24 protein-coding genes, 2 rRNA genes and 2 pseudogenes are annotated in these 23,652 nt (G+C 38.4%); 2 read left to right on the top strand and 26 right to left on the bottom strand.

What is annotated here, in order from left to right; translation table 11 throughout:
- Window positions 1-24: 24 nt before the first annotated feature.
- The 9 genes and pseudogenes from glmU to JEM45_RS08530 form a co-directional block, all read right to left on the bottom strand.
- On the bottom strand, window positions 25-1,380 hold the full coding sequence (gene glmU, locus JEM45_RS08570; protein WP_198687292.1) for a bifunctional UDP-N-acetylglucosamine diphosphorylase/glucosamine-1-phosphate N-acetyltransferase GlmU: 1,356 nt from the start codon (window positions 1,378-1,380) through the stop codon (window positions 25-27).
- Window positions 1,381-1,642: 262 nt separating this feature from the next.
- Window positions 1,643-1,927 (bottom strand): annotated as a pseudogene (gene spoVG, locus JEM45_RS08565) (septation regulator SpoVG); the annotation flags it as partial.
- A gap of 80 nt (window positions 1,928-2,007) precedes the next feature.
- Window positions 2,008-2,382 (bottom strand): RidA family protein, encoded by a 375-nt coding sequence (locus JEM45_RS08560; RefSeq protein ID WP_198687290.1) that lies wholly within the window; start codon window positions 2,380-2,382, stop codon window positions 2,008-2,010.
- An 18-nt stretch (window positions 2,383-2,400) separates the two neighbouring features.
- Entirely contained in the window at window positions 2,401-3,231 is an 831-nt protein-coding gene (gene purR / locus JEM45_RS08555) for a pur operon repressor (protein ID WP_198687289.1), read from the bottom strand.
- 62 nt (window positions 3,232-3,293) lie between these two features.
- On the bottom strand, window positions 3,294-4,139 hold the full coding sequence (gene ispE / locus JEM45_RS08550; protein ID WP_198687288.1) for a 4-(cytidine 5'-diphospho)-2-C-methyl-D-erythritol kinase: 846 nt from the start codon (window positions 4,137-4,139) through the stop codon (window positions 3,294-3,296).
- Window positions 4,140-4,278: 139 nt separating this feature from the next.
- A complete protein-coding gene (locus JEM45_RS08545; RefSeq protein ID WP_026866192.1) occupies window positions 4,279-4,980 on the bottom strand; it encodes an ABC transporter permease in 702 nt (233 codons plus the stop codon).
- Between the two features lies 1 nt (window position 4,981).
- Window positions 4,982-5,827, bottom strand: coding sequence for an ABC transporter ATP-binding protein (locus tag JEM45_RS08540; protein WP_198687287.1), 846 nt, complete (start codon window positions 5,825-5,827; stop codon window positions 4,982-4,984).
- A 172-nt stretch (window positions 5,828-5,999) separates the two neighbouring features.
- Window positions 6,000-6,692 (bottom strand): hypothetical protein, encoded by a 693-nt coding sequence (locus JEM45_RS08535; RefSeq protein ID WP_198687286.1) that lies wholly within the window; start codon window positions 6,690-6,692, stop codon window positions 6,000-6,002.
- A gap of 18 nt (window positions 6,693-6,710) precedes the next feature.
- Window positions 6,711-7,616 (bottom strand): LytTR family DNA-binding domain-containing protein, encoded by a 906-nt coding sequence (locus JEM45_RS08530; RefSeq protein ID WP_198687285.1) that lies wholly within the window; start codon window positions 7,614-7,616, stop codon window positions 6,711-6,713.
- A gap of 174 nt (window positions 7,617-7,790) precedes the next feature.
- Here JEM45_RS08530 and JEM45_RS08525 point away from each other — a divergent pair, with 174 nt between their 5' ends.
- Window positions 7,791-8,354 (top strand): NADPH-dependent FMN reductase, encoded by a 564-nt coding sequence (locus JEM45_RS08525; protein WP_198687284.1) that lies wholly within the window; start codon window positions 7,791-7,793, stop codon window positions 8,352-8,354.
- A gap of 59 nt (window positions 8,355-8,413) precedes the next feature.
- On the opposite strand, the gene JEM45_RS08520 is transcribed toward JEM45_RS08525, so the two are convergent.
- The 6 genes and pseudogenes from JEM45_RS08520 to metG all read right to left on the bottom strand — a co-directional run bounded on the left by JEM45_RS08520 (window position 8,414) and on the right by metG (window position 13,729).
- Window positions 8,414-8,986 carry an NADPH-dependent FMN reductase gene (locus JEM45_RS08520; protein WP_198687283.1) on the bottom strand — a complete coding sequence of 191 codons (573 nt, stop codon included), beginning with the start codon at window positions 8,984-8,986 and terminating at the stop codon, window positions 8,414-8,416.
- 114 nt (window positions 8,987-9,100) lie between these two features.
- A complete protein-coding gene (locus JEM45_RS08515) occupies window positions 9,101-9,367 on the bottom strand; it encodes a Veg family protein (protein ID WP_026860087.1) in 267 nt (88 codons plus the stop codon).
- A gap of 74 nt (window positions 9,368-9,441) precedes the next feature.
- On the bottom strand, window positions 9,442-10,326 hold the full coding sequence (gene rsmA / locus JEM45_RS08510; protein WP_198687282.1) for a 16S rRNA (adenine(1518)-N(6)/adenine(1519)-N(6))-dimethyltransferase RsmA: 885 nt from the start codon (window positions 10,324-10,326) through the stop codon (window positions 9,442-9,444).
- 2 nt (window positions 10,327-10,328) lie between these two features.
- Window positions 10,329-10,886 carry a ribonuclease M5 gene (rnmV, locus tag JEM45_RS08505; RefSeq protein ID WP_198687281.1) on the bottom strand — a complete coding sequence of 186 codons (558 nt, stop codon included), beginning with the start codon at window positions 10,884-10,886 and terminating at the stop codon, window positions 10,329-10,331.
- Between the two features lie 94 nt (window positions 10,887-10,980).
- A pseudogene (locus JEM45_RS08500) lies at window positions 10,981-11,746 on the bottom strand (TatD family hydrolase).
- Window positions 11,747-11,761: 15 nt separating this feature from the next.
- Complete coding sequence (metG, locus tag JEM45_RS08495; RefSeq protein WP_198687280.1) at window positions 11,762-13,729, bottom strand: methionine--tRNA ligase; 1,968 nt, start codon at window positions 13,727-13,729, stop codon at window positions 11,762-11,764.
- Window positions 13,730-13,954: 225 nt separating this feature from the next.
- Between metG and JEM45_RS08490 the strand changes: the two genes are divergently transcribed.
- Complete coding sequence (locus tag JEM45_RS08490; protein ID WP_026866202.1) at window positions 13,955-14,236, top strand: transition state genes transcriptional regulator AbrB; 282 nt, start codon at window positions 13,955-13,957, stop codon at window positions 14,234-14,236.
- A gap of 36 nt (window positions 14,237-14,272) precedes the next feature.
- On the opposite strand, the gene rsmI is transcribed toward JEM45_RS08490, so the two are convergent.
- From rsmI to JEM45_RS08435, 11 genes are all read right to left on the bottom strand, one after another.
- Complete coding sequence (rsmI, locus tag JEM45_RS08485) at window positions 14,273-15,085, bottom strand: 16S rRNA (cytidine(1402)-2'-O)-methyltransferase (RefSeq protein WP_166627035.1); 813 nt, start codon at window positions 15,083-15,085, stop codon at window positions 14,273-14,275.
- 2 nt (window positions 15,086-15,087) lie between these two features.
- Entirely contained in the window at window positions 15,088-15,339 is a 252-nt protein-coding gene (locus JEM45_RS08480; RefSeq protein WP_026866204.1) for a GIY-YIG nuclease family protein, read from the bottom strand.
- Window positions 15,332-16,066 (bottom strand): tRNA1(Val) (adenine(37)-N6)-methyltransferase, encoded by a 735-nt coding sequence (locus tag JEM45_RS08475; protein ID WP_198687279.1) that lies wholly within the window; start codon window positions 16,064-16,066, stop codon window positions 15,332-15,334. Before JEM45_RS08475 ends, JEM45_RS08480 begins: the two co-directional genes overlap by 8 nt.
- Before the next feature lie 36 nt (window positions 16,067-16,102).
- Entirely contained in the window at window positions 16,103-16,414 is a 312-nt protein-coding gene (locus JEM45_RS08470; protein WP_026866206.1) for an initiation-control protein YabA, read from the bottom strand.
- Entirely contained in the window at window positions 16,414-17,223 is an 810-nt protein-coding gene (locus tag JEM45_RS08465; RefSeq protein ID WP_198687278.1) for a PSP1 domain-containing protein, read from the bottom strand. Before JEM45_RS08465 ends, JEM45_RS08470 begins: the two co-directional genes overlap by 1 nt.
- 6 nt (window positions 17,224-17,229) lie before the next feature.
- Window positions 17,230-18,135, bottom strand: coding sequence for a hypothetical protein (locus JEM45_RS08460; RefSeq protein ID WP_198687277.1), 906 nt, complete (start codon window positions 18,133-18,135; stop codon window positions 17,230-17,232).
- Window position 18,136: 1 nt separating this feature from the next.
- Window positions 18,137-18,466: a cyclic-di-AMP receptor gene (locus tag JEM45_RS08455; RefSeq protein ID WP_026866209.1), complete on the bottom strand. Its 330-nt coding sequence runs from the start codon at window positions 18,464-18,466 to the stop codon at window positions 18,137-18,139.
- Window positions 18,463-19,095, bottom strand: a complete 633-nt coding sequence (gene tmk, locus JEM45_RS08450; protein WP_198687276.1) for a dTMP kinase — start codon at window positions 19,093-19,095, stop codon at window positions 18,463-18,465. The genes JEM45_RS08455 and tmk overlap by 4 nt, the downstream gene beginning before the upstream one ends.
- 12 nt (window positions 19,096-19,107) lie before the next feature.
- Window positions 19,108-20,331, bottom strand: a complete 1,224-nt coding sequence (locus tag JEM45_RS08445; protein WP_198687275.1) for an Orn/Lys/Arg family decarboxylase — start codon at window positions 20,329-20,331, stop codon at window positions 19,108-19,110.
- A gap of 90 nt (window positions 20,332-20,421) precedes the next feature.
- Window positions 20,422-20,536 (bottom strand): 5S ribosomal RNA (rrf, locus tag JEM45_RS08440).
- A 73-nt stretch (window positions 20,537-20,609) separates the two neighbouring features.
- Window positions 20,610-23,496, bottom strand: a 23S ribosomal RNA gene (locus JEM45_RS08435).
- Between the last annotated feature and the right edge of the window lie 156 nt (window positions 23,497-23,652).

Below are 23,652 nucleotides of genomic sequence, written 5' to 3'. Positions count from 1 at the left end.
GCTAACATTTTGATCCTCCAAGTATTATTTTTTGTAGTAGCCGTCTTTTGTCGTTTGCTTACTTCTTGCGATTGCTAGACTATCATTTGGAACATCGTCTGTAATTGTAGATCCTGCTGCAGTTATAGAACGTTCTCCTACAGAAACCGGTGCAACTAAGTTCGTATTACAGCCGATAAACGCATCATCTCCGACCGTCGTTTTAAATTTGTTTACACCGTCATAGTTTACAGTGATTGCACCACAGCCGATATTTGCACGTTCACCAATTTCAGCATCCCCAATATAGCTTAGATGTGATACTTTAGCGCCGTCTTTTAAGACTGCTTTCTTCACTTCTACAAAGTTTCCAACTTTAACAGTAGACCCAAGTTTGGCCCCTGGACGAAGTTGTGCATACGGACCAACAGTCGTTTGATTACCGACTTCAGCATCTGATACTACTGAGTGTTTAATCTCGACTTCATCACCGATTAAACTATTAGAAATCTCACAGTTTGCAGAAATAATCGTACCTTCACCAATAACAGTGTTTCCTTTAAGTACAGTATTCGGATAAATAATAGTATCCATACCAATCTTAACACTTTCATCGATATATGTGTTTAGAGGATCGATAATTGTGACACCTTTTTCTAAATGTCCTTGGTTAATTCTCAATCTAAGTATTCTGGATGCCTCGGTAAGAAGCATACGATCATCAACACCGATAATTTCTTCATGGTCAGCAGTAACATAAGCACCAACACGTTGACCCTTGCTACTTAAAATACCAATGATATCTGACAGGTAATATTCACCAGCTTCATTATCGTTCGTTACTTTTCTTAAAGACTTAAACAACTCAACATTATTAAATAATGCAACACCAGCTGAAACTTCTTTTATATCTTTTTGTTCTTCTCTTAGTTCAGCTGCTTCTAAAATTTCTTTTACTGTGCCGTTTTCCTTACGAATGACACGTCCAAAACTTCCAGGATTTTCTGTATAAGCAGATAAAATTGTCGCTTTAAAACCATTTTGTTCATGCTCACCTTGTAACATCGAGAGCGTGTTAGGACTAATTAATGGCGTATCGCCACATACAACGAGGGTCTCACCTTCTTGGTTTTGGAGCTCACTCTCTAACTGTTTAACAGCATCTGCTGTACCGAGCTGTTCTTTTTGTTCAACCGTTTTAATGTCTTCTGGTAAGATTGCTTTAACCGCTTCTGAATCATTACCTAAAACAACGTAAATCTCTGAAACACCTGCATCTTTCACACTATTGATCACTCTAGTAATCATTGGAATTCCACAAACTTCGTGTAATACTTTCGGTTGTTTTGAATTCATTCGCTTGCCTGTGCCAGCAGCAGTGATTATCGCTCTAACTTGCATAATTAACCCCCATTTAAATACGATGTTTTAATTATATTTCAGACTGTCACATCTTTCAAGACAGAGCTTAGGCCGGACACTAATGGCCCGGCCTAAAATCCAATTATTATTATCTTTTTTCGTCAGCTGTATCTTCAGTGACTTCAGGGCTATTTTCATCATTAACCTTTTCGTTTAAACTCTCATCAGATTCTTCTGATGCTGTTGATTCAAGCGTACTATCTTCGTCTTCTGCTGGATCAGATTCCACTGTTGGTTCAACAGCCTCGTTTGAATCCTCAGACGCTGGATCTTCAGTTTCTTCATAGACACGCATCACTTCTTCTTGTACATGCTGGCGCATCTCTGTGTTGATTGGGTGAGCAATATCTCTAAATTCGCCGTCCGGAGTACGTTTACTCGGCATAGCGACAAACAGTCCATTATTACCATCGATGACGCGCAGGTCATGTACGACAAATGCCTCATCAAATGTCACAGATACTAACGCTTTCATTCTAGTATCTTGATTATTGACTTTTCGTAATCTTACATCTGTTATTTTCATGTGTTTGTCCTCCATAGATTTGTGTTTTAGATCCTCTGTGTAAAACGCTTATCTAACTAAGAACCCACTAAAATAACCAGTTATTCAAATGATGCGACTACTTCAATTTCTACTTTCGCATCTAATGGGAGCCGGCTAACTTCTACACATGATCTTGCTGGTAGTTTACCCGTAAAATAAGTCCCATAAACTTCATTAATTAACGCGAAATCGTTCATATTAGTAATAAAAATAGTAGTTTTAACCACATTTTCGTATGATAATTCAGCCGCTTCAAGAACGCCACCAACATTATCTAAGACTTGCTTCGTTTGCTCTTTGACGTCTTCAGACACAATCTTCCCCTCAAGTGTTAGTGGTACTTGTCCAGATGAGTAGAATAAGTTGCCTGTTTTGACACCGTGGCTGTATGGTCCAACGGCTGCTGGTGCTTTATTTGAATTGATTGGTTCCATGAATATCGACCTCCTAGTTTATTTATCTTTAATGTAATCTAAACAGTTGCCTTCTTCAACTACAAACGACTCGTTGTATTCATCAATTTCCGACACTTTAAGTAAGGACGTATAGTCCTTGAAACGACGATTCGCAACTTGCTTCGCTTCAACAAGTACACTCACACCAGCAACCGTGGCATTGAACTCCTCCATGAGATTCGTAACGCCTGTGATCGATCCACCAGCTCTAAGAAAGTCATCGACAACAAGTACATTTGATCCTTCTTTAAGAGTGCGTTTTGATAAGACCATCGTTTCAATCTTACGTGTCGAACCTGATACATAGTTAATTGAGACTGTTGACCCTTCTGTAACTTTGTTATCCTTTCTAATCACAGCAACAGGTACATTCAATTTACGTGCAACTGCATTAGCCAAGGAGATACCTTTAGTCGCTATCGTTACAACTGCATCGATTTCAACATCACCATACATCGTGGCTATTAAATCCCCGAAATCGTTCATCATCTTAGGATCTCCCATGATGTCCGACATGTATAAATAACCGCCTGGTAAAAGCCTTTCACTTTCCTCTAATTCTTTTTTGAAGTATTTTATAATCTCTTCAGCACGTTCCAGACTAATTTTAGGGATAAACATTGCACCCCCATTTGCTCCAGCTGTGGTTTTTAAGACACCGAGCCCCTCTGAATCCATTACATCCTTAATTATTCTTATGTCCTCACTAATTGATGATTTCGCTTGGCTGAACTTCTCTACGTATGTTGTGAGTGGAATTAATTGGTTCGGATGTGAAACTAAATGCTGGGTCATATAGACCAATCGTTCACTGCGTTTAAATTTCATAACTTAACTCCTAATCCGTATTATTGACAACAATTCTAACATATATGTTCGGTTTTTAACACTTAGCCGAGTAATCTTATTCTATAAACTTCAGAACAGCATCCTTTAATCGCATTATATACGTGATTCGCTTGTCTTTCTTTTTTACATATTCCGAATACCGTCGGTCCACTACCACTCATCATCGCTCCATCAGCACCAGAATCTCTCATATTTTCTACAAGCTTTTTGACCTCTGGATACTTTTTGACCGTCACTTCTTCTAAATCATTTTTCAAGAGTCGAATAATTGAATCATAGTTTCCATCGATGATGGCTGTTTTCATTTGCTCTGACCCAGGCTGATTCTTTCCTGGTCTAAGCGCTGTATAGATAGATTTTGTCGACACGCTAATTTTCGGTTTTGCTAAGATCACCCATCCATGTGGAGGACTCGGTAGTCGCTCAATCATCTCGCCGCGACCTGTTGCGAGTGCCGTGCCACCATATACGCAAAATGGGATGTCTGAGCCGAGCTCGGCAGATAAATCAGCTAGTGTCTCGAGTTCGATGCCGAGCTCGTACAAGGCATTCATGCCACGGAATGTCGCTGCCGCATCCGCTGAGCCACCAGCTAAACCAGCAGCAATTGGAATGTGTTTATCAATGTGAATCGTAACACCCGTTCTTATGTTATATCGCTTCATCATCAGCTCGGCGGCCTGATATGCTAAATTTCGCTTGTTAGTCGGCACAAATTGATTGTCAGTTTCTATGACTATCCTCTTGTCTGTCCTTTTTTCAAAGGACAGGTGGTCATTCAAATCCACTGTTGTCATAACCATGCTCACCTCATGATAGCCATCATTACGTTTATATAGCGTATCCAGTGTTAAATTTATTTTTGCAGGTGCTGTTTCATAGTGCATATTTCCATGTCCTTTGTTAGTTTATTAATCGTCTCGATATATGCGTTATTTTATCATATATTTAAAGATCTAAGGAGGTAAATTAAAACAACCCTCACCAGAAACGGTGCGGGTTGTTTAGAATTATATTAGTTATTAATTAATCATCTGATTTTCTTGCTTTGAAGCCCCATAGTGTCACTACGAAACTGACTGCGACCCAAGCGGCAAGGATAATGAACTCTTTAATTCCACCTTCACCGTTTAAAATGAAGATATGCTGGTATAAGGGGAAGTATTCGGCAATTTTTATAGCGATACTGTCTGGGTCCGTCACCAGTAGTTCGATATAGGGTGTAAAACCAAAGATGAACATGATTGGTATGAGGTACACTGATGTTGTGGCAACTGATTTCACAATCAGCCCAATCCCGATACCTAGGTTGATAAAGAACACACCGAGTAATATTAGGCTCACAATATTTTCCCCTGTCCAATAATCTGTTGGACCAATTACAAATATAGAGGCAACCAAGGAAATAATCGTCATCAATCCGATAACCATGCTCTTACCTACGATAATGTCCATAAAGGTAGCTGGTGATTGTAAAAGACCTCTTAAGGTGTCTTTTTCATTTTCTTCTGCAATCATCGTCATGATTGCACTGAAAGTCACTGCTGAAAATACGACTCCTGCGATGAGCGCTAGGGTTTCAGCGGGTAGTCCGCCTGTCGCGTCGCCTAGGTTAGTAAATAAAAAAGCTAAGATAATCGGAATTAGCACCGAAGTAAACAGCATCATATTCTTCATAAATTCTTTAAGGTCTTTTTCAAAAATCGCCATTATTCTAGTGATATTCATATTAATACAACTCCTTACCTGTTACTTTTTTGAACACTTCACCGAGGGTTGGGAAATCCGTTCTGACATCCACTGCAGCCTCATCAAGTAATACTGATTTTAAGAGGGCTTCGTTGTCCGCTGACTTATCAATCGTTTTTTGTGATCCGTCGTTATACGTGACATGAACGACATTACGCTTGTACTTATGTCTGAGCTCACTTGGTCCACCGTGATCCTGAATCACACCTTGATATAAGAATGCGACATGATCACATAATCTAGTAGCTTCATCCATGTTATGCGTCGTCAGTAGAACTGTTGTGCCTTCATCTCTTAGACCTTCTAACATTTCATGAATTTTTTCTGCTGTTGTAGGATCTAAAGCTGAGGTCGGTTCATCTAAGAATAAGATGTCTGGTTTATGAATAACTGCCTTACAAAGCAGAATTCTCTGTTTCATCCCTTTAGATAATTTAGAAACTGTCTTGTTAATTTGGTCAGCAAGTCCAACATCTTTCAACACGCGTTCAACTGAACCTTTCGGTGCGCCGTATAACTTTCTAAATAATTCTAAATTGTCCTTCACCGTTAATCTTTCATATAAAGAACTCTTGTCGGATAAAATTCCAAGTTTACTCACATACTCATTCTTCCCAAACTGTTCATGATTGAAGCCATTTACAATCACCGTACCTGAGCTAGGTTCAAATTCTCCAGTCAGTATTTTTATAGTTGTCGTTTTACCTGAACCACTTGGTCCGAGAAGACCAAATATTTCGCCCTTCTTCATTTCAAAAGAAACACCTTTTAATGCTCGCTCACTACCAAACGTTTTTTCTAAATCTCTCACTTTAATAACAGTCATTTAAAAACCTCCTAATTCGATTCCTTGTTCGTAATTCAAGCCTAAAAGAAATACAAAAAAGCCGCGATAAGATCGCGGCGAATTGTAGCTATTTCATTTTAAGTTGTGGTATTCAAGCGTTGTATTGTTATGAATTTTTACTAAGTTGTACCAAAAATAAGCTCAACTGTACTCAGTTTTTTTCATCTATTTCTAAACTTCTATAGACAAGGAACCCTATTATACCAAGCCATATCAACAAAATAGCGATGGGCATTACACTAGCGTTATTTTGTAATGCCATCAACTGGTAAACAGGTGTAATGTCTGCCAAAAACCTAATAAACGATACATTTGTGAGCCCCATGCTCTCAACTATGGGTGTCATACCGAGTAAGAACAAGATAATAACACCTGCAACTGCTGATGTTGTTTCTAGTTTTGAGCGAATACCAAATAGTATACCCAGTCCTAAAAATGCTAACATTGCTAGAAACAAGCCAAGCGACAAACTGAGTGACAACATGTCTATACGATCAATAATCACAAGTGAGACAATGATTAACAAGGCTGACATTATGATTACAAGCGCACTTCTTCCAATGATCATTAAACAAAGATCCTTTTTATCTTTGACCACCATACGAATCATACCGTGCTCTATTTCATCTGCAAATAACATAAGTGGCACATTCGTTGTGACTGCAGCTAACACCGTCCCAATAATTATAAAGACCATGATATTTGGTATCGTTTCACCAGCATCTTGCCCAATCATACGGTAGATAAGTGCCATGCCTAATGGCATTAAAAATAGTATAAATACAGAATAATTTGCAAGGTACTCTTTAAAATCACGGTATATTGTTGCATAAATTTTGTGCATTTTAATAAGCCACCCTACCTATAATGTAATGAGACGCTCTTGAATTTCATTATGCTTCGTTCTTGATAAAGGGATTTTAGATTTTTCATGGTTATCGATAATCACAGAGTACGCATTCTTAGACCATGTAATAATCTCCTTCACCTTATGTAAGTTGACGATGTAGGAACGATGACATCGATAAAAACCGTGACTGCTCAACTCAACCTCTGCATTTTGTAAGGTTGTTTCCATCATAAATTTCTCACCATCTAGATTTATATAGACCTTACCATCCTGACTCTCTAAAAATTCAATATCACTAATGTCCACAAAAATCGTCTTATCATTTGCTTTGACTTTAATTTTTGTATTTTGCACTTCTTTATCATCAACTGTATTTTCTGACGTTTCTACAATTTTCAATCCATCCTCATTAATCTTCATAACGTCTGATTGTAATACAAAGGCATCTTCTAAACGAGAGGTTACCACAAGCAGTGACTTATTTTGGTCTATAAGTTGTTCCTTCATCTTATGAAAGAGATGAATATTATCGTTAATCGTATGTAAAAAAGGGTCAATAAACACAATGTGCTGTTCATCCGTTAACAGAGCTTGTATATAATTAAGCTTTTGTATCTCGTTTTTATTTTGTTTTGATAGTTTCTCATCAGGCGTTTCAATTCTAAATTGTTGAATTAAATCATCAACTTTTAGTGGACTATTATACCATTTTTTAAAGTAATGAATATGAGCTTTGAAAGTGATACGTTTATAAACAGGGATATCATTAGTAAACACATTGGCATCCGAATCCCTAACAACTTCCGATAGCCTCTCAAAATAATCGTAGGGCATCTGTACTGCATAAGTCTTGCCATTAACGAGTTGAATCTTATCTTCTGTTGGTTTACCAATCACAGTACCAATCTCTAAGTCCATTAAATAACCCTCCAAGCTAATTAATCTATTTAAATTTATCATGTAAACGTAATCATTACAATTTCATTGAATAATTGAGCTAAAAGACTTTATTTCTCTTTCGAAATAATGTATATTATTAATCAGTTACAAAATGTAACTCAATATTAATTACACACCTCGGAGGTATTTTAAATGACTAAAATTGGTATTGTAACTGGAAGTGTTCGTGAAGGACGCGTCAACTTACAAGTTGCAGAATGGGTAAAAGAACAAGCAGATAAATTAAATCTAGATGCAGAATTCGAAATCGTAGACATCAAAGATTACGAGCTTCCACTTTTCAATGAAGCTATGCCACCAGCAATGGCTAACAAACAATATACAAGTGAAGACATCAACCGTTGGTCACAAAAAATCGACTCTTTAGACGGATTCATCTTCATCACACCTGAATACAACAAATCAACTTCAACTGTACTTAAGAGTCAAATCGACTACTTAGGACCTGAATTTGGTAACAAAGCTGCTGGTATCGTAGGTTACGGTTCAACACTTGGTGTTGCTGCTACACAATCTCTACGTCAAATCCTAGCAAACTTCAACGTTGCTACAGTAGGACCTTTCGGCGCATTCAGCCTATTCACTGACTTCGAAAACATGTCAACTTTCAAGCCAGCTGAAGTACACACTGCAACAATCGAAGCAGTAATTGCAACTACAGCTAACTGGGCTAAAGCTCTAAAAACAATTAGATAATTCAAAGCTTTATATACATTAAAACGCGTACACTTTATTGGTGTACGCGTTTTTTTATCTTACACTATCCCTGTACTATGTTCTTCATATTTACTCAACACATGTCGCTGAGCTTCTCTTTCATTAAAAGTCGCTTCAATCAAACGATCAATTCGGTAGTGAATATCGTCACTTTCTACACCTGTAGAACCAAAGTCAGAATCTATAGCATAGACATAACCTTGTACAATATTTGCCTTCATATAGGCTAAAATAGGCTTAAGTTGTTGCTCAGCAACTAAATAATGTTTCTGAGATCCTGCTGTAATTACCATACCTACAGTCTTATTACGGAATCCATCTGGTGGAAGAAGATCGAATAAGTTTTTTAATGGTGCGGGAATAGAAGCTTGGAAGATTGGTGTCCCTATAAAGACCACATCCGCTTCCATTATTTGTTTTAAAGCACTGGATGTTGAATCATCATAATCCAAATAATTCCTGCCATCACTATAGGGCATATCATAGTCTTTTAAGTCTATATAAGAAATTTCATAATCACTGTACTTCTCATCAATTTTTTCCTTAATTTCAGTTGTAATCTTTCGTGTTTTACTGCCTACAACTGAACCACTCACTATGGCCACTTTCATTTATAGCCCTCCTTTGACATTCATTTATACCTATCATATATAATTCAGACTAATTCAGTCAGTTATTTAGCTCATAAATTAAAAAAACCATCCTAAAGGATGGTTTGTCATATGTTATTGAATAAGAAATTCTTCTGTAAAATCGTCATTATAGAATGTTACTTCTACATTTGATGTTAGAACGTCGGTGTATGTATATGATACACGTTCGAAATTGTGCTCGTCTTGATCTAGTTCAACTACGAAAATCGATGGATATGTTTCTCTTAAAATACCTTTTCTTTCAATCAACTTCTTGCGTCCTCCGTTTGCACGAAGTACACATGGATTTCCTAACTGACAATCAAGAATCTTTTTGATGTCGATTAATGTTTTTGGCATTATACCCCACCTCACTAGATTCATTATATCAAGTTTACATAATTCTGTCAAAAATTAGCCAATAACTGTGCAAATTACACAATTTCCAAGTCACTTTTCTTGAAAGCTTCATAAATTTTTTGATAATCTTCTAAGTTTAAACTTTCCCCTCTGCGATTTGCTTCTATACCTGCATCCTCAAATAGTTGCCTAATCTCATCTTTTTTCTTTTTCCCGTCTAAAAATAGACTTTGATAATTATTTAATATCGTTTTTCTACGATGTAAAAAGGCCCCTCTTGTTAATTTAAAGAATGTTGATTCATCATCAACCTGAACCTTTTTCTCTCTTCTCGTTTTCAATTCTACGATGATTGAATCCACATTAGGTGGTGGCATGAATACAGTTTTTGGTACATTTTGTACTGTCTTCGCTTCAGTGTAATAATCAATCGCAATCGATAAAGACCCGTATGCTTTCGTATTTGCTACTGCACTAATTCGTTCTCCAACTTCTTTTTGCATCATGACATAGTAGCGAGATATTGGGAGATTACCAGTTAAGAAATTCATCAATATCGGTGTTGTAATGTAGTAAGGGAGATTTGCCACAACAACGATTTCATCACAGTCTGACAGATGTGTTTCAATACTATTTGGTACATCTGCTTCTAATATATCTTCATTGATTACTGCCACATTATCATATTCACTTAAAGTATCATCTAAAACTGGAATTAAACGTTGGTCAATTTCAAAAGCGAGTACTTTTTTAGCATGAATCGCCAAATGTTCAGTCAAAGAACCAATCCCAGGACCAACTTCAATGACACCAGTATTTTTATCGATATTTGCTTTACGGATAACTTCCCTAATGACATTTGAATCAATTAAAAAATTCTGTCCAAGACTCTTTTTAAATGTAAAACCATGCTTTGCTAAAATTTCTTTTGTCCGACCTGCACTTGCGATATATTTCATATTTAACTCCTCTTATCTTCAGCTAATATCTCAGCTATTTTTTCACGTGTTATGCCATAACGATTGAGTTTATTTCGAAGTGCGGATGCATTTGCATATCCAATATTTAAACGATTTGTTAGGTACGCTCTACGCGCTTTGGATTCCCTGTCACCAGACAAACCAAAATCCTGCATATCTTTAATACTAATCACTTCTGTATCTATTTCCACACTCGTCACAGAATGTTTAAGGGCCTGTCTGATATCTTCTATTGAAGCATGTTCAACACCTAAACTCTGCCCCACTTTACCTTTTGCCTTTCTCTTTGGCAAAAATGCTTCCTTTATATTTGGAAATCTCGCTATGATTGTATTTCTAATTTTATGTCCTGGAAAATCAGGGTCAGTAAATATAATGGCTCCTCTCGTATTGAGGGCGACTTCTATTTCTCTTAATGTTCTTTCGTTAATCGCTGAGCCATTCGTTTCAATCGTTTGGCAAATGACAGATTCTTTTAAACGCCTCGTGTCATCTCTACCTTCAACGATTACAACTTCTTTTATGATGGGTTTATCCATAAGTTCACCTCTATATCCGCTTAGTATCATACCATAATTTAATATAAAAAATATCAGTGTTTTACCTTGACTGTGCAAAGTAAAACACTGATTTTTATAAATTGAACAGACGTTCAGCATTTTCAGTTGTTGCTTGACCTAGCGCTTCATATGAAATGTTGCGAAGTTCCGCAATTTTCTCTGCCACTAATTTAACATGTGCAGGTTCATTTCTTTTCCCTCTATATGGATGAGGTGTTAAATACGGGGCATCCGTTTCAACAAGTAAACGATCTAATGGAACATGAACTGCAATATCCTTAGGTAGCTGTGCATTTTTAAAAGTCACAGGACCACCTAAAGAAACATAGAAATTCATTGCGATAATCTCATCTGCAGTACGTTCATCTGCAGAAAAAGCATGCATAATACCACCGACTTCATGTGCATCCTCTTCTTTTAAGATTTCTACACAATCAGCAGTTGACTCTCTATTATGAATGATAATAGGTAAATTCACCCGTTTAGCTAAAGCAATTTGTTTTCTAAACAATTCTTTTTGTACGTCTTTAGGTGACTTATCCCAATGATAATCAAGACCAGTTTCACCAATACCGACAATTTTTTTCATGCTTAGACAATTCCTCGATCCACTTGAGGTCATCATCCGTACAATCGATTGCATCCACAGGATGCCAGCCAATGACACCGTATATATCATCATACTCATCAATCATTTCCATAGTACGCTCGATTGATTCACGGTCACAGCCAACAACCACCATCTTTTCAATACCGTTGTCTCTTGCTCTGTCGATGACTGCTTCTAAGTCTTCATTATATTGTTCTGCATTTAAGTGGACATGCGTATCGATTAACACAAAATCACTCCCGTATTATTTTACAACGCTACCATTCTCAATACCATCTGGTACGTCAATTAGTGTCAGGCGATTTCCTTTTTCTGCAGTTAAAATCATGCCTTCAGATTTTTCACCACGAAGTTTTACAGGTTGTAGGTTAGTTACAACAAGTACCTTCTTGCCAATGATATCTCCTGGCTCATAATGCTCATGGATACCTGAAACTATCTGACGTTCTTCATTACCTAAATCGACTTGTATTTTAAGTAATTTATCCGCTTTTTTAACTGCTTGTGCTCCAACAATTGTGGCAACTTTAATTTCTACTTTGTTAAAGTCATCAATTGTTATCGTGTCGCTCTCAGCATCATCAACTTCTTCAACAGGTGTTGAAGGTTTCATTTGATCCTTAATATGTTGAACCTCTTCTTCGACATCGAGTCTAGGATAGATTGGGTTCGGTTTCGATAAAGCTCCGGCGGGCTTAATGACACCGTAAGTTAAAGTAGAATCATAAGTCTGTTGATCTTCATCAACAATATTTAATTGCTTAAATATCTCTTTAGGTCCGTGAGGTAGATATGGTTTTAATAGAACTGCTGCAATACGGATATTCTCCGCTAAGTGCACCATAACATTACCAAGCTCTTCTTTTTTCGCTTCATCTTTCGCTAAAACCCATGGAGATGTTTCATCAATATATTTATTTGAACGGCTAATAATCGTCCATACTGCTCTTAATGCAGTATTGAACTTCATATTTTCCATTGCTGTTTCATATTCGCTGATGTTTTCAGCTACAACAGCTTCAAGGTTTTTATCGATATCATTATGCGCACCTGTATAGCTAGGTAACTCTCCATCAAAGTACTTATTAATCATTGAAATCGTACGGTTGACGAGGTTACCGAGATCGTTTGCTAAATCAAAGTTTGTTCTTTCGATAAATGACTCAGGTGTAAATACACCATCGGAACCGAAAGGTACTTCACGCATTAAGTAATATCTCAGTGAATCAAGACCATATCTTTCAACGATTTGGTCAGGGTAAATTACGTTACCTTTAGATTTAGACATCTTACCATCTTTCATGAGTAACCAACCGTGACCGAGTAACTTTTTAGGCAATGGTAAATCTAGTGCCATTAACATAATTGGCCAATAGATTGAGTGGAAACGTACAATTTCCTTACCGATCATGTGCACATCTGCAGGCCAATATTTTTTAAATAGTTCATCATCATCTGATGCATAGCCGAGTGCTGTAATGTAGTTTGCTAATGCATCGATCCAAACATAGACAACGTGTTTCGGGTCAGATTTTACAGGCACACCCCAAGAAAATGTCGTTCTAGATACAGCCAAGTCTTCTAAGCCAGGCTTAATGAAGTTATTCAGCATTTCATTCTTACGCGTTTCCGGTTGAATAAAGTCCGGATGATCTTCATAGTATTGAACCAGACGATCCGCATATTTACTCATCCTAAAGAAATAGCTTTCCTCTTTTACGAGTTCAACATCGTGTCCACTTGGTGCGCGACCACCAATCATATTACCCTCATCATCCCGGTACACTTCTTCCAACTGTGTTTCAGTAAAGAATTCTTCATCTTGTACTGAATACCAGCCTTCATATTCACCTAGATAGATATCGCCTTGTTCAAGTAAACGTTCAAAGATATATTGAACTGCTTTTTTATGCTTTTCACTTGTCGTACGTATAAATTGGTCATAGGTGATATCTAACATCTGCCATAAGTCTTTCATGGTTTTTGCCATATCATCAACATAATTCTGAGGTGATATACCCATATCTTCTGCTTTTTGCTCAATTTTTTGCCCGTGCTCATCCGCACCAGTTAAATAATAAACATCATACCCACGCATTCGTTTATACCTAGCCATTACGTCACATGCTATCGTAGTATAAGCATTACCGATATGGAGCTTTCCACTCGGATAATAAATTGGCGTCGTGATATAAAATGTTGGTTTTGTCATGGAAAATCCTCCTATAATATACTAATCTACTATATCTAAAATATGTATTTTTTTCAATTACAAGCAGTTTTTAATAGTTTTTAAATTCATTATGTGCTATAGTCATGAATATCCATTTACCATGGATAATTAAGTCATGAATATACAATTATTTTTATTCAATTGACATTTACAATATCCACTCATTATCTTTATGTTTGGGTAGTAATGTAGGAGGAATTCTTAATGAAATCTACAGGAATTGTGCGTAAGGTCGATGAACTTGGACGCATCGTCATTCCTATCGAACTACGCCGCGTACTCGATATAGAAGTTAAAGATGCACTTGAGATCTTTACGGATGACGACAAAATCATCTTGAAAAAATACCACCCACGTATGACTTGTGCAGTAACTGGCGATGTATCAGACGATAATCTATCTCTTGCTGATGGCAAAATCGTTTTGAGTCCTGAAGGCGCAGAACTATTAATTAATGAAATTCAAAGAAAACTCGATAATAAATAATATGTGAGTTAGCCATGAAGATGCTTCATGGCTTTTTTATTTGTGAAACTCGTCATATACATCTTGTTTCTTCATGCCTCTTAGTTCTGAAACAAGTTTAATCGCATCTTTAGGTTTCATTCCTTCATTGACAAGTTCAGAAACATGATCCTTAGCAGTCCCTGTAAAATTGACTGTTTCCTCTTCATAACCTTCAATTACAACAACAAATTCACCTTTTAATGGAATTTCTTTATCCATCATATATAAAAGTTCATTTGCAGTTTTTCTTTCATGTTGCTCAAACTTCTTAGTAATTTCTCTGGAAATAGAAACTAGTCGTTTGGGATCAAACTTTGCCAAGTCTTTTAACAACTGTTTCATTCGGTGTGGAGATTCATATATCACAGCTGTCTTTCGATGGTGCAGAATTTCTGTCAGTTTTTCTTGCCTCTTCTGATTGCTTTTTGGTAGAAAACCAAAATATGTGAATTCATAAGAAGGAATCCCACTTGCAACAAGCCCCATTGTAAAAGCAGATGCCGCTGGAATCACCGTATAGTCTAATGACTCATCCTGTAGGCGACTAACAAGTTCAAAGCCTGGGTCTGAAATTACTGGCATACCTGCATCAGTAACCAAAGCAAACGACTTACCCGATTTAAGTTCTTCAATAATCTCTTCAGTTGCTGTCTCTTTATTAAAGTCATGATAGCTTCTAAGCGGTGTGGTAATTTCAAAATGATTGGTTAGTTTCCTCGTGATTCTTGTGTCTTCACAGAGTATTTCATCAACTGCTGATAAAGTACTTACCGCTCGATACGATATATCATCTAGATTGCCAATTGGTGTGCCAGTTATATACAACATATTCAGCCCTCCATCAAAGCTTTCTTTTCTACTTTCGATAATTGCTTTATTGCGTACTCTCTTTTTAAAGCCTCACTTTTTGTATGATACATCTCCACGTACCTTAAGATTACAGGTAACCGTCCGCGTGTATACTTTGCACCTAGTCCTTTATTATGTATGTCCACTCTATGCTCTATATCAGTGGTATAACCTGTATAAAGCGTATCGTCATTACATTGTAGAATATAGACATAATATACCTTATCAGTCATTGCCGTAATAGACCTCCAACATTTCAGGAGAGTATGTCCCGACTGTGTCATAGATATAAAAAGACTTGAGTACATCAACGTAAGCATTAGAGTTAAATATTGCCTCTACCACTATAAACATCGCTTCTTTTGACTGTGGATCATTATAAACATAACGCGCACGTCTCACCCTAAATCCACTATTGTGAAGTAAGGCAAATACTTCTGCACTTCTTTCAGCTCGATGCACCATATAAAGCCGACCTTTGTTTGTAATCAAGTAGCGGCATGCTTCAACAATACCTTTTAAATCGATGTGAATCTCATGTCTAGCAGTACGTTCAGCATCTCCAATTTTTACAGGTTGGTTGTTTGTAAAATACGGAGGATTGACTGTGATCACATCATAAGTAGAATGATTAAACTTCGATTTTATATCTTTAATATCCAAATTATATACTGAAATCTGACCAGTTTTTCCATTCATTTCTACACTACGTTTAGCCATATCACATAGACGTTCTTGGATTTCAACAGCATCAATTTTTTTATCCGTACGATAACTTAAAAGTAATGGAATGATGCCATTACCACTACAGAGATCCATGATATTTCTATCACGTTTTCTTAATTTTACAAAGTCACCGAGTAATAATGCATCGACTGAGAATGAAAATGTTTCGCTACTTTGAATAATTTTCATTTGTTCTCTGTATAGTTCATCGATTCTCTCACTTGGTTTTAACATCGTTTCACCTCAAAAAGAAAAGCAGCCAACAGCTGCTTAACCTTGTCTTTCATTAAAAAATGATTGGCAGAAGAGGCAATCGTCACCATGTCTATGAGTACCAAAGTGAATACTACATACATGAAACCCTTCATCATATAGACTTTTTAAAGAATTCTCTTTAAATGGAACGTCTTTTTCTTCTTTCTCATTTAATAATTGTTCATAGTTCTCTTTTTCTATCTCTAAACTGACGTTTTCTTCGACCAGTTTAACAGTCAATTCTTTTAAAGTTTGCATCTCTTCATTCATAACATGCAAATTTCGTTCAAGCTGTTGAATGTGAAGGAACAATTGTTCACGGTCCATCAATTCACAACCTCCAGCTTATCAATATCTTCTTCACCATATTCTTCAATATAGTCATCAGAACCCTTTACTCTAACAGCTAGGTCTAAAATATTAATACCAATAACTTTACCGATACCAGCAGGTGTTTTTACTTTCTCGCCTACATCAGGTAACTTCACTCTGGCTTCTTCATAGTACTCATCTTCATAATTGAGACAACACATTAAACGACCACATGCACCAGAGATCTTACTTGGAGACAGTGATAAGTCCTGATTCTTCGCCATTTGAATACTCACGGGCACAAAGTCACCGAGGAATGTAGAACAGCAGTGTGCACGTCCACATGGGCCTATACCACCTAAGTATTTCGCTTCATCACGTACACCAATTTGTCTGAGTTCAATTCGTGTTTTGAATTTTGTCGCTAATATTCTTACCAAATTTCTAAAGTCCACGCGCTCATCAGAAGTAAAATTAAAGATTAACTTTTTCAAATCGAGTGTGTATTTAGCATTGACGAGATTCATTTCAAGCTTTTCTTGTTTGACAGCATCCTTACAAAAATCAAGCGCTTCAGATGCTTTTTCATCATTAACTTTGAATTTAATCAAGTCTTCTTCCGTTGCTAAACGTAGATATTTACCGTCCGGCTCAACGATATTATCTTTTGGAATTTCATAAGTCCCTTTAACTACACTAAGTAGCTCAAGACCTCTTTTTGTTTCTGCAACGATATAATCGTGTCGCTCTATAGAATCATCACTACATGTGATGTAGAGATTGTCATAATAATCAAGTTGCGTCACCTTGATGATTTTAAACATAGTCCATCAACCTTTCGCACCTATGACCATACCTTCAAAAACAAGCATTGGATTGACGTTAAACGTTAACAATCGGTTTGCTTCTTGAATTTCTTCAAGTATTCGAGTTAATTTAGCCGGGTGAACATCATTACCTTCAGGCATATGGGTTTCAAATGGCTTAAAATCCTCTAATCCGATAGCATGGTGTAACGTTTGTCGTACAAATCCACTAATTAGCGCCAAGAGCATGACCTGATCCCTTCGATCATCACATAAATCAAGCATTCGCTTCATATCGATTAGCGTAAGTGGATGGTCATGGATCCAACGATTCGAGAAATTGATGACTTCATTTCTAATAGTAGAAAACTTATCATCTAGCTCCAGAACATGAGTTGTATTTAAAGAGAGGACATTGACAGTCGTTCTTTCCGCTTCTGACAATTGGGGTAATGCATTAATACGATCCTCATCTTCACCTTGGATTGAGATATGTTGACTTCTCGAATGTATCGTTGGCAAAATGCCGCTTTTGTTAATTGTAAGTAGTATGGCAATGGTTTTTTCAGGTGGTTCTTCTAAAAATTTTAACACGCTATTTTCCGCTTGAGGTGTTAATTTCTCAAACTGCTCTATAATATAAACTTTATAGTCAGATTCGATTGGTTTTTGATTCATCCTACGAACCAATTCTTCAATCTGTTCTTTTTTAATCGATGTTTCTTTAGTGGATAAATAGTACAAATCCGGATGATTACCTGATTCTACCAACATTTGGTTTCTCTCAGTATCCCCAAAAATATGCAATGCAAAAAACTTACTATACTTAGACAAGGTTTCTATGGTGTCACCTTCAAACATATAAGTATGGCTCAGCTTTTTGTTATCAATAATTTTTAACAGTTGTTCTTTTACTACCCTGTTGTTCATTCTAGAATCTTTCGAATTGTTCGATTGGTAAGACGAATACTGTTGCGCCGCCTACTTCCACCTCAACTGGGTAGGGAATGTAAGAGTCAGCGTTACCACCCATAGGTGTAACTGGAGCAACTGTTTGCTCTCTGTTACCACATGTGTCATCAATTAATTTCAACAACTCATCGACACGTGCATCTTCTACCCCACATAGGAAAGTTGTATTCCCAGCACGTAAGAAGCCACCTGTAGATGCAAGTTTTGTATTACGGAAATCATTCTTAGTTAATTTATCATTTAATCTTTGGCTATCGTGGTCTTGTACAATCGCAATTACCATTTTCATAAATATTCACCTCTAAAATTTATATATTCTTCAATTATAGTTAAAGTATCGCTGACTACCTTCTCGACTGACTGTGATGCATCGACAACTTTAATCCTTTCAGGGTAAAGCATCGATAACTCATTATAACCCGAGACAACTTTTTTGTGAAAGTCTATAGTCTCTTGATCTAAACGATTATTTTCACGTCTATTGTCACTAATCCGCTTAAGACCAACCTCTGGTGCCAAATTTAAATAGATTGTTAAATCCGGCATATGATTGTCGATTGCAAATTGATTTATTGCCATCACTTCATCAAAACCAATTTCTCTCGCCATGCCTTGATAGGCAAGTGAGCTATCTACAAAACGGTCACAGAGCACAATTTCTTTTTCGTTTAATGCAGGGATGACTCGTTCCACTAAATGCTGACGTCTAGACGCAGCAAACAAAAGTGCTTCAGTTCGCCCATCCATAACGTTTCCCTCATCTAACAGAAGGTCACGAATTTTTTCACTAATCGCAATACCGCCAGGTTCTCTCGTTGTAATTACTGGACAAGTTTTCGATAAGGCCTCATGTACGTGTTTAATCACTGTGGACTTACCAGAACCTTCAGGTCCCTCAAAAGTAATGAAGTAACTCATAATCTGCCTCATTCATAAGTAATAATTAATATTGTTATCTATACCCTCTATTTTAACATGATTAAACAGATATTGTTTGACAGTTTTAATGTCATCCTTAGTAAAGACACTTCCTTTTAACACCAAAGGTACACCAGGAGGATAAGGGACTACATTTTCTATGCATGTCTTATCTATAAGAAAGTTTAAATCAACGTCATTACTATGGTTCTCTTCTACCTCCTCTAGATGTTCTAAACGCTCTAACAACAATTCAAATGGATAACGATCATTTTCGTGCCATAGTGGTAGGCACCACAACACACCTTCATCCGTCGTCATTTCACTGTAGATATTTTGAGCGATAAATTGTGCGTTAAGCTGGTAAGGACCATCCTCACTGTTTAAGAGCAACTTTGCTGGATCATTAACTTCAGTAACACTGATGTTTAAAGTTTTAAGTTTATTAATTAAAGCTTGTCGTTTAACAAAAAAGATTTGATCATCATATGTATTATAAAAATGCTGAGCATATTCGATAGAAGCCAAAACTAAATAGGACGGACTTGATGTTTCAAACTGATTAATATATGAACTAACCTTTTCATAAAGTTCACGTTCTTTCACAAAGATAACAGATGCCATGGTTAAGGCAGGTAGCATTTTATGATAGGATTCAACAACAATATCTGCACCTGTGACATGCGCGCCATCAGGAAAGTGATCCGTTATAGATAAATGTGCACCATGGGCAGCATCTATAAGCACGTAGCCTCCAGTATTTTTAACATGGTTAACGATGGCCTGTAGATTATGAAGAAGTCGTCCTTCATATGATGGTGAAGTTAGCACTAATACTTTATCTTTAAATGAAGCATCAAATATTTGGGTATCTTCTATATAAGTATAAGAAGAGTTTGATAAAGTCAGAGCATTATATACAGATTTATGTAAATCACCTAACAGAACAAAACTAAAATCATCACTGAAAGCAAAAATACTACTCAAAATACCATTTGTTGTCCCATTGACCATTGCTTGTGCATAATAACCAGGTGCCTTACTAGCCAAAGACAAATTCAATTCTTTTAAAACACTTTCCGGGGCATGTAAATTATCTAAGCCTAAAATTTCAGTTCGATCAAAGTCTACAAAGATATGTTCAGATAAATTACCGATGGTTCCATTTTTATGACCCGGTACATGCATAGATAGGGCATTTACTTGTCTTAAATCTCTAAGCGTTTTATATAACACCTTACCACCTCATTAATCTGCACTTATTATTCTTTATATTATAGTATAAATAGACAAAAAAAAGAGACCTAGAAGGTCTCTAATATGTAAGCCTGGCAGCGTCCTACTCTCACGGGACGTCAGTCCAACTACCATCGGCGCTGGAGAGCTTAACTACTGTGTTCGACATGGGAACAGGTGTGGCCTCTCCGCCATCGCCGCCAGACTTTGAATGTATATACATTCAAAACCAAATAGAAGTGTCAGTAAAGAGTGAACGCACTCATTTATTTCTTACTTTGAATAAGTCTTCGATGGATTAGTATTCGTCCGCTCAATGTGTCACCACACTTACACGCCGAACCTATCAACCTCATAGTCTCTGAGGCATCTATTGGGGAAATCTCATCTTGAGGGGGGCTTCATGCTTAGATGCTTTCAGCATTTATCCCGTCCATACGTAGCTACCCAGCTATGCCGTTGGCACGACAACTGGTACACCAGTGGTATGTCCATCCCGGTCCTCTCGTACTAAGGACAGCGCCTCTCAAATTTCCTACGCCCACGACGGATAGGGACCGAACTGTCTCACGACGTTCTGAACCCAGCTCGCGTACCGCTTTAATGGGCGAACAGCCCAACCCTTGGGACCGACTACAGCCCCAGGATGCGATGAGCCGACATCGAGGTGCCAAACCTCCCCGTCGATGTGAACTCTTGGGGGAGATAAGCCTGTTATCCCCGGGGTAGCTTTTATCCGTTGAGCGATGGCCCTTCCATGCGGAACCACCGGATCACTAAGTCCGTCTTTCGACCCTGCTCGACTTGTTGGTCTCGCAGTCAAGCACCCTTGTGCCTTTACACTCTATGAATGATTTCCAACCATTCTGAGGGTACCTTTGAGCGCCTCCGTTACTCTTTAGGAGGCGACCGCCCCAGTCAAACTGTCCATCTGACACTGTCTCCCAGCCGGATTACGGCTGCGGGTTAGAACCTCAACCACACCAGGGTGGTATCCCACCAGTGCCTCCACATAAACTAACGTCCATGCTTCTTTGGCTCCCACCTATCCTGTACAGGTGGAGTCGAGATTCAATATCAAACTACAGTAAAGCTCCACGGGGTCTTTCCGTCCTGTCGCGGGTAACCTGCATCTTCACAGGTACTATGATTTCACCGAGCCTCTCGTTGAGACAGTGCCCAAATCGTTACGCCTTTCGTGCGGGTCAGAACTTACCTGACAAGGAATTTCGCTACCTTAGGACCGTTATAGTTACGGCCGCCGTTTACTGGGGCTTCAATTCGTACCTTCGCTTGCGCTAAGCACTCCTCTTAACCTTCCAGCACCGGGCAGGCGTCAGCCCCTATACGTCACCTTTCGGTTTGGCAGAGACCTGTGTTTTTGGTAAACAGTCGCTTGGGCCTATTCACTGCGGCTTATATTTCTATAAGCACCCCTTCTCCCGAAGTTACGGGGTCATTTTGCCGAGTTCCTTAACGAGAGTTCGCTCGCTCACCTTAGAATTCTCTTCCCAACTACCTGTGTCGGTTTACGGTACGGGCAGATCAATTACTCGCTAGCAGCTTTTCTTGGCAGTGTGAGTCCGTATGCTTCGCCTACTATTTTCGGCTCCCCATCACCACTCAGCCTTATGCATGCCGGATTTGCCTAACATGCAGCCTTATGGCTTGGACGCGCTCTTCCTTCCGCGCGCTCATCTTTTCCTTCTGCGTCACTACTTCACTCAAATGCAATCATCTGGTACAGGAATTTCTACCTGTTGTCCATCGCCTACGCTTTTCGCCTCGGCTTAGGTCCCGACTTACCCAGAGCGGACGAGCCTACCTCTGGAAACCTTAGTCGTTCGGTGGACGGGATTCTCACCCGTCTTTCGCTACTCACACCGGCATTCTCACTTCTAAGCGCTCCACATGTCCTCTCGGTCATGCTTCACCGCACTTAGAACGCTCTCCTACCATTAAAATAAATTTTAATCCACAGTTTCGGTAATATGTTTAGCCCCGGTACATTTTCGGCGCAGCGTCACTCGACTAGTGAGCTATTACGCACTCTTTAAATGATGGCTGCTTCTAAGCCAACATCCTAGTTGTCTGTGCAACGCCACATCCTTTTCCACTTAACATATATTTGGGGACCTTAACTGGTGGTCTGGGCTGTTTCCCTCTCGACAATGGACCTTATCACCCACTGTCTGACTCCCATACATCACATCTATGGCATTCGGAGTTTGTATGAACTCGGTAACCCGGGATGGGCCCCTCATCCAAACAGTGCTCTACCTCCACGATGCTAATATGAGGCTATACCTAAATATATTTCGGAGAGAACGAGCTATCTCCAGGTTCGATTGGAATTTCACCCCTACCCACAACTCATCCGGTCACTTTTCAACGTAAGTCGGTTCGGCCCTCCATTCAGTGTTACCTGAACTTCAGCCTGGTCATGGGTAGATCACCTGGTTTCGCGTCTACAAACATATACTCATTCGCCCGTTTCAGACTCGCTTTCGCTGCGGCTCCACATTCGCTGCTTAACCTTGCATATATTCGTAACTCGCCGGTTCATTCTACAAAAGGCACGCCATCACCCCTTAACGGGCTCTGACTACTTGTAAGCACATGGTTTCAGGTTCTATTTCACTCCCCTCCCGGGGTGCTTTTCACCTTTCCCTCACGGTACTGGTTCACTATCGGTCACCAAGGAGTATTTAGCCTTGGGAGATGGTCCTCCCAGATTCCGACGGAATTCCTCGTGTTCCGCCGTACTCAGGATACATTCTAAATTGTTTCATCTTTCAACTACGGGACTCTTACCCCCTACGGTTGGCCTTCCCAGACCATTCGTCTAAATGTCACAACCCGTTGTGAATGTCCTACAACCCCAGCTAATGCTGGTTTGGGCTCTTCCCGTTTCGCTCGCCGCTACTCAGGGAATCGATTTTTCTTTCTCTTCCTCTGGATACTAAGATGTTTCAGTTCTCCAGGTCTCCTTCGCTAACGTTATGTATTCACGTTAGGATAATACCTCGCGGTATTGGGTTTCCCCATTCGGAAATCTCCGGTTCATCGCTTACTTACAGCTCCCCGAAGCATATCGGTGTTTGTTCCGTCCTTCATCGGCTCTTGGTACCTAGGCATCCGCCATGCGCCCTTCAATACTTAATCGTATTGAAATGTGTGAGTGTATCTCTCGATACTTTGCGTTCTCGTTTCTATTTCTGCTTGAAATGAAATCTTTTTTCTCTTTACTTTACTTCTATTCGGTTTTCAATGTACATACTTTAGAATGTTTCATTTAAAAACATTCAAAACTGAATACAA

This window comes from Jeotgalicoccus sp. ATCC 8456, assembly GCF_016313225.1.
Taxonomy (GTDB): Bacteria; Bacillota; Bacilli; order Staphylococcales; family Salinicoccaceae; genus Jeotgalicoccus; species Jeotgalicoccus marinus.
Note: the sequence above shows the minus strand (reverse complement) of the source record. Positions and strands in the feature narration are given on the sequence as shown.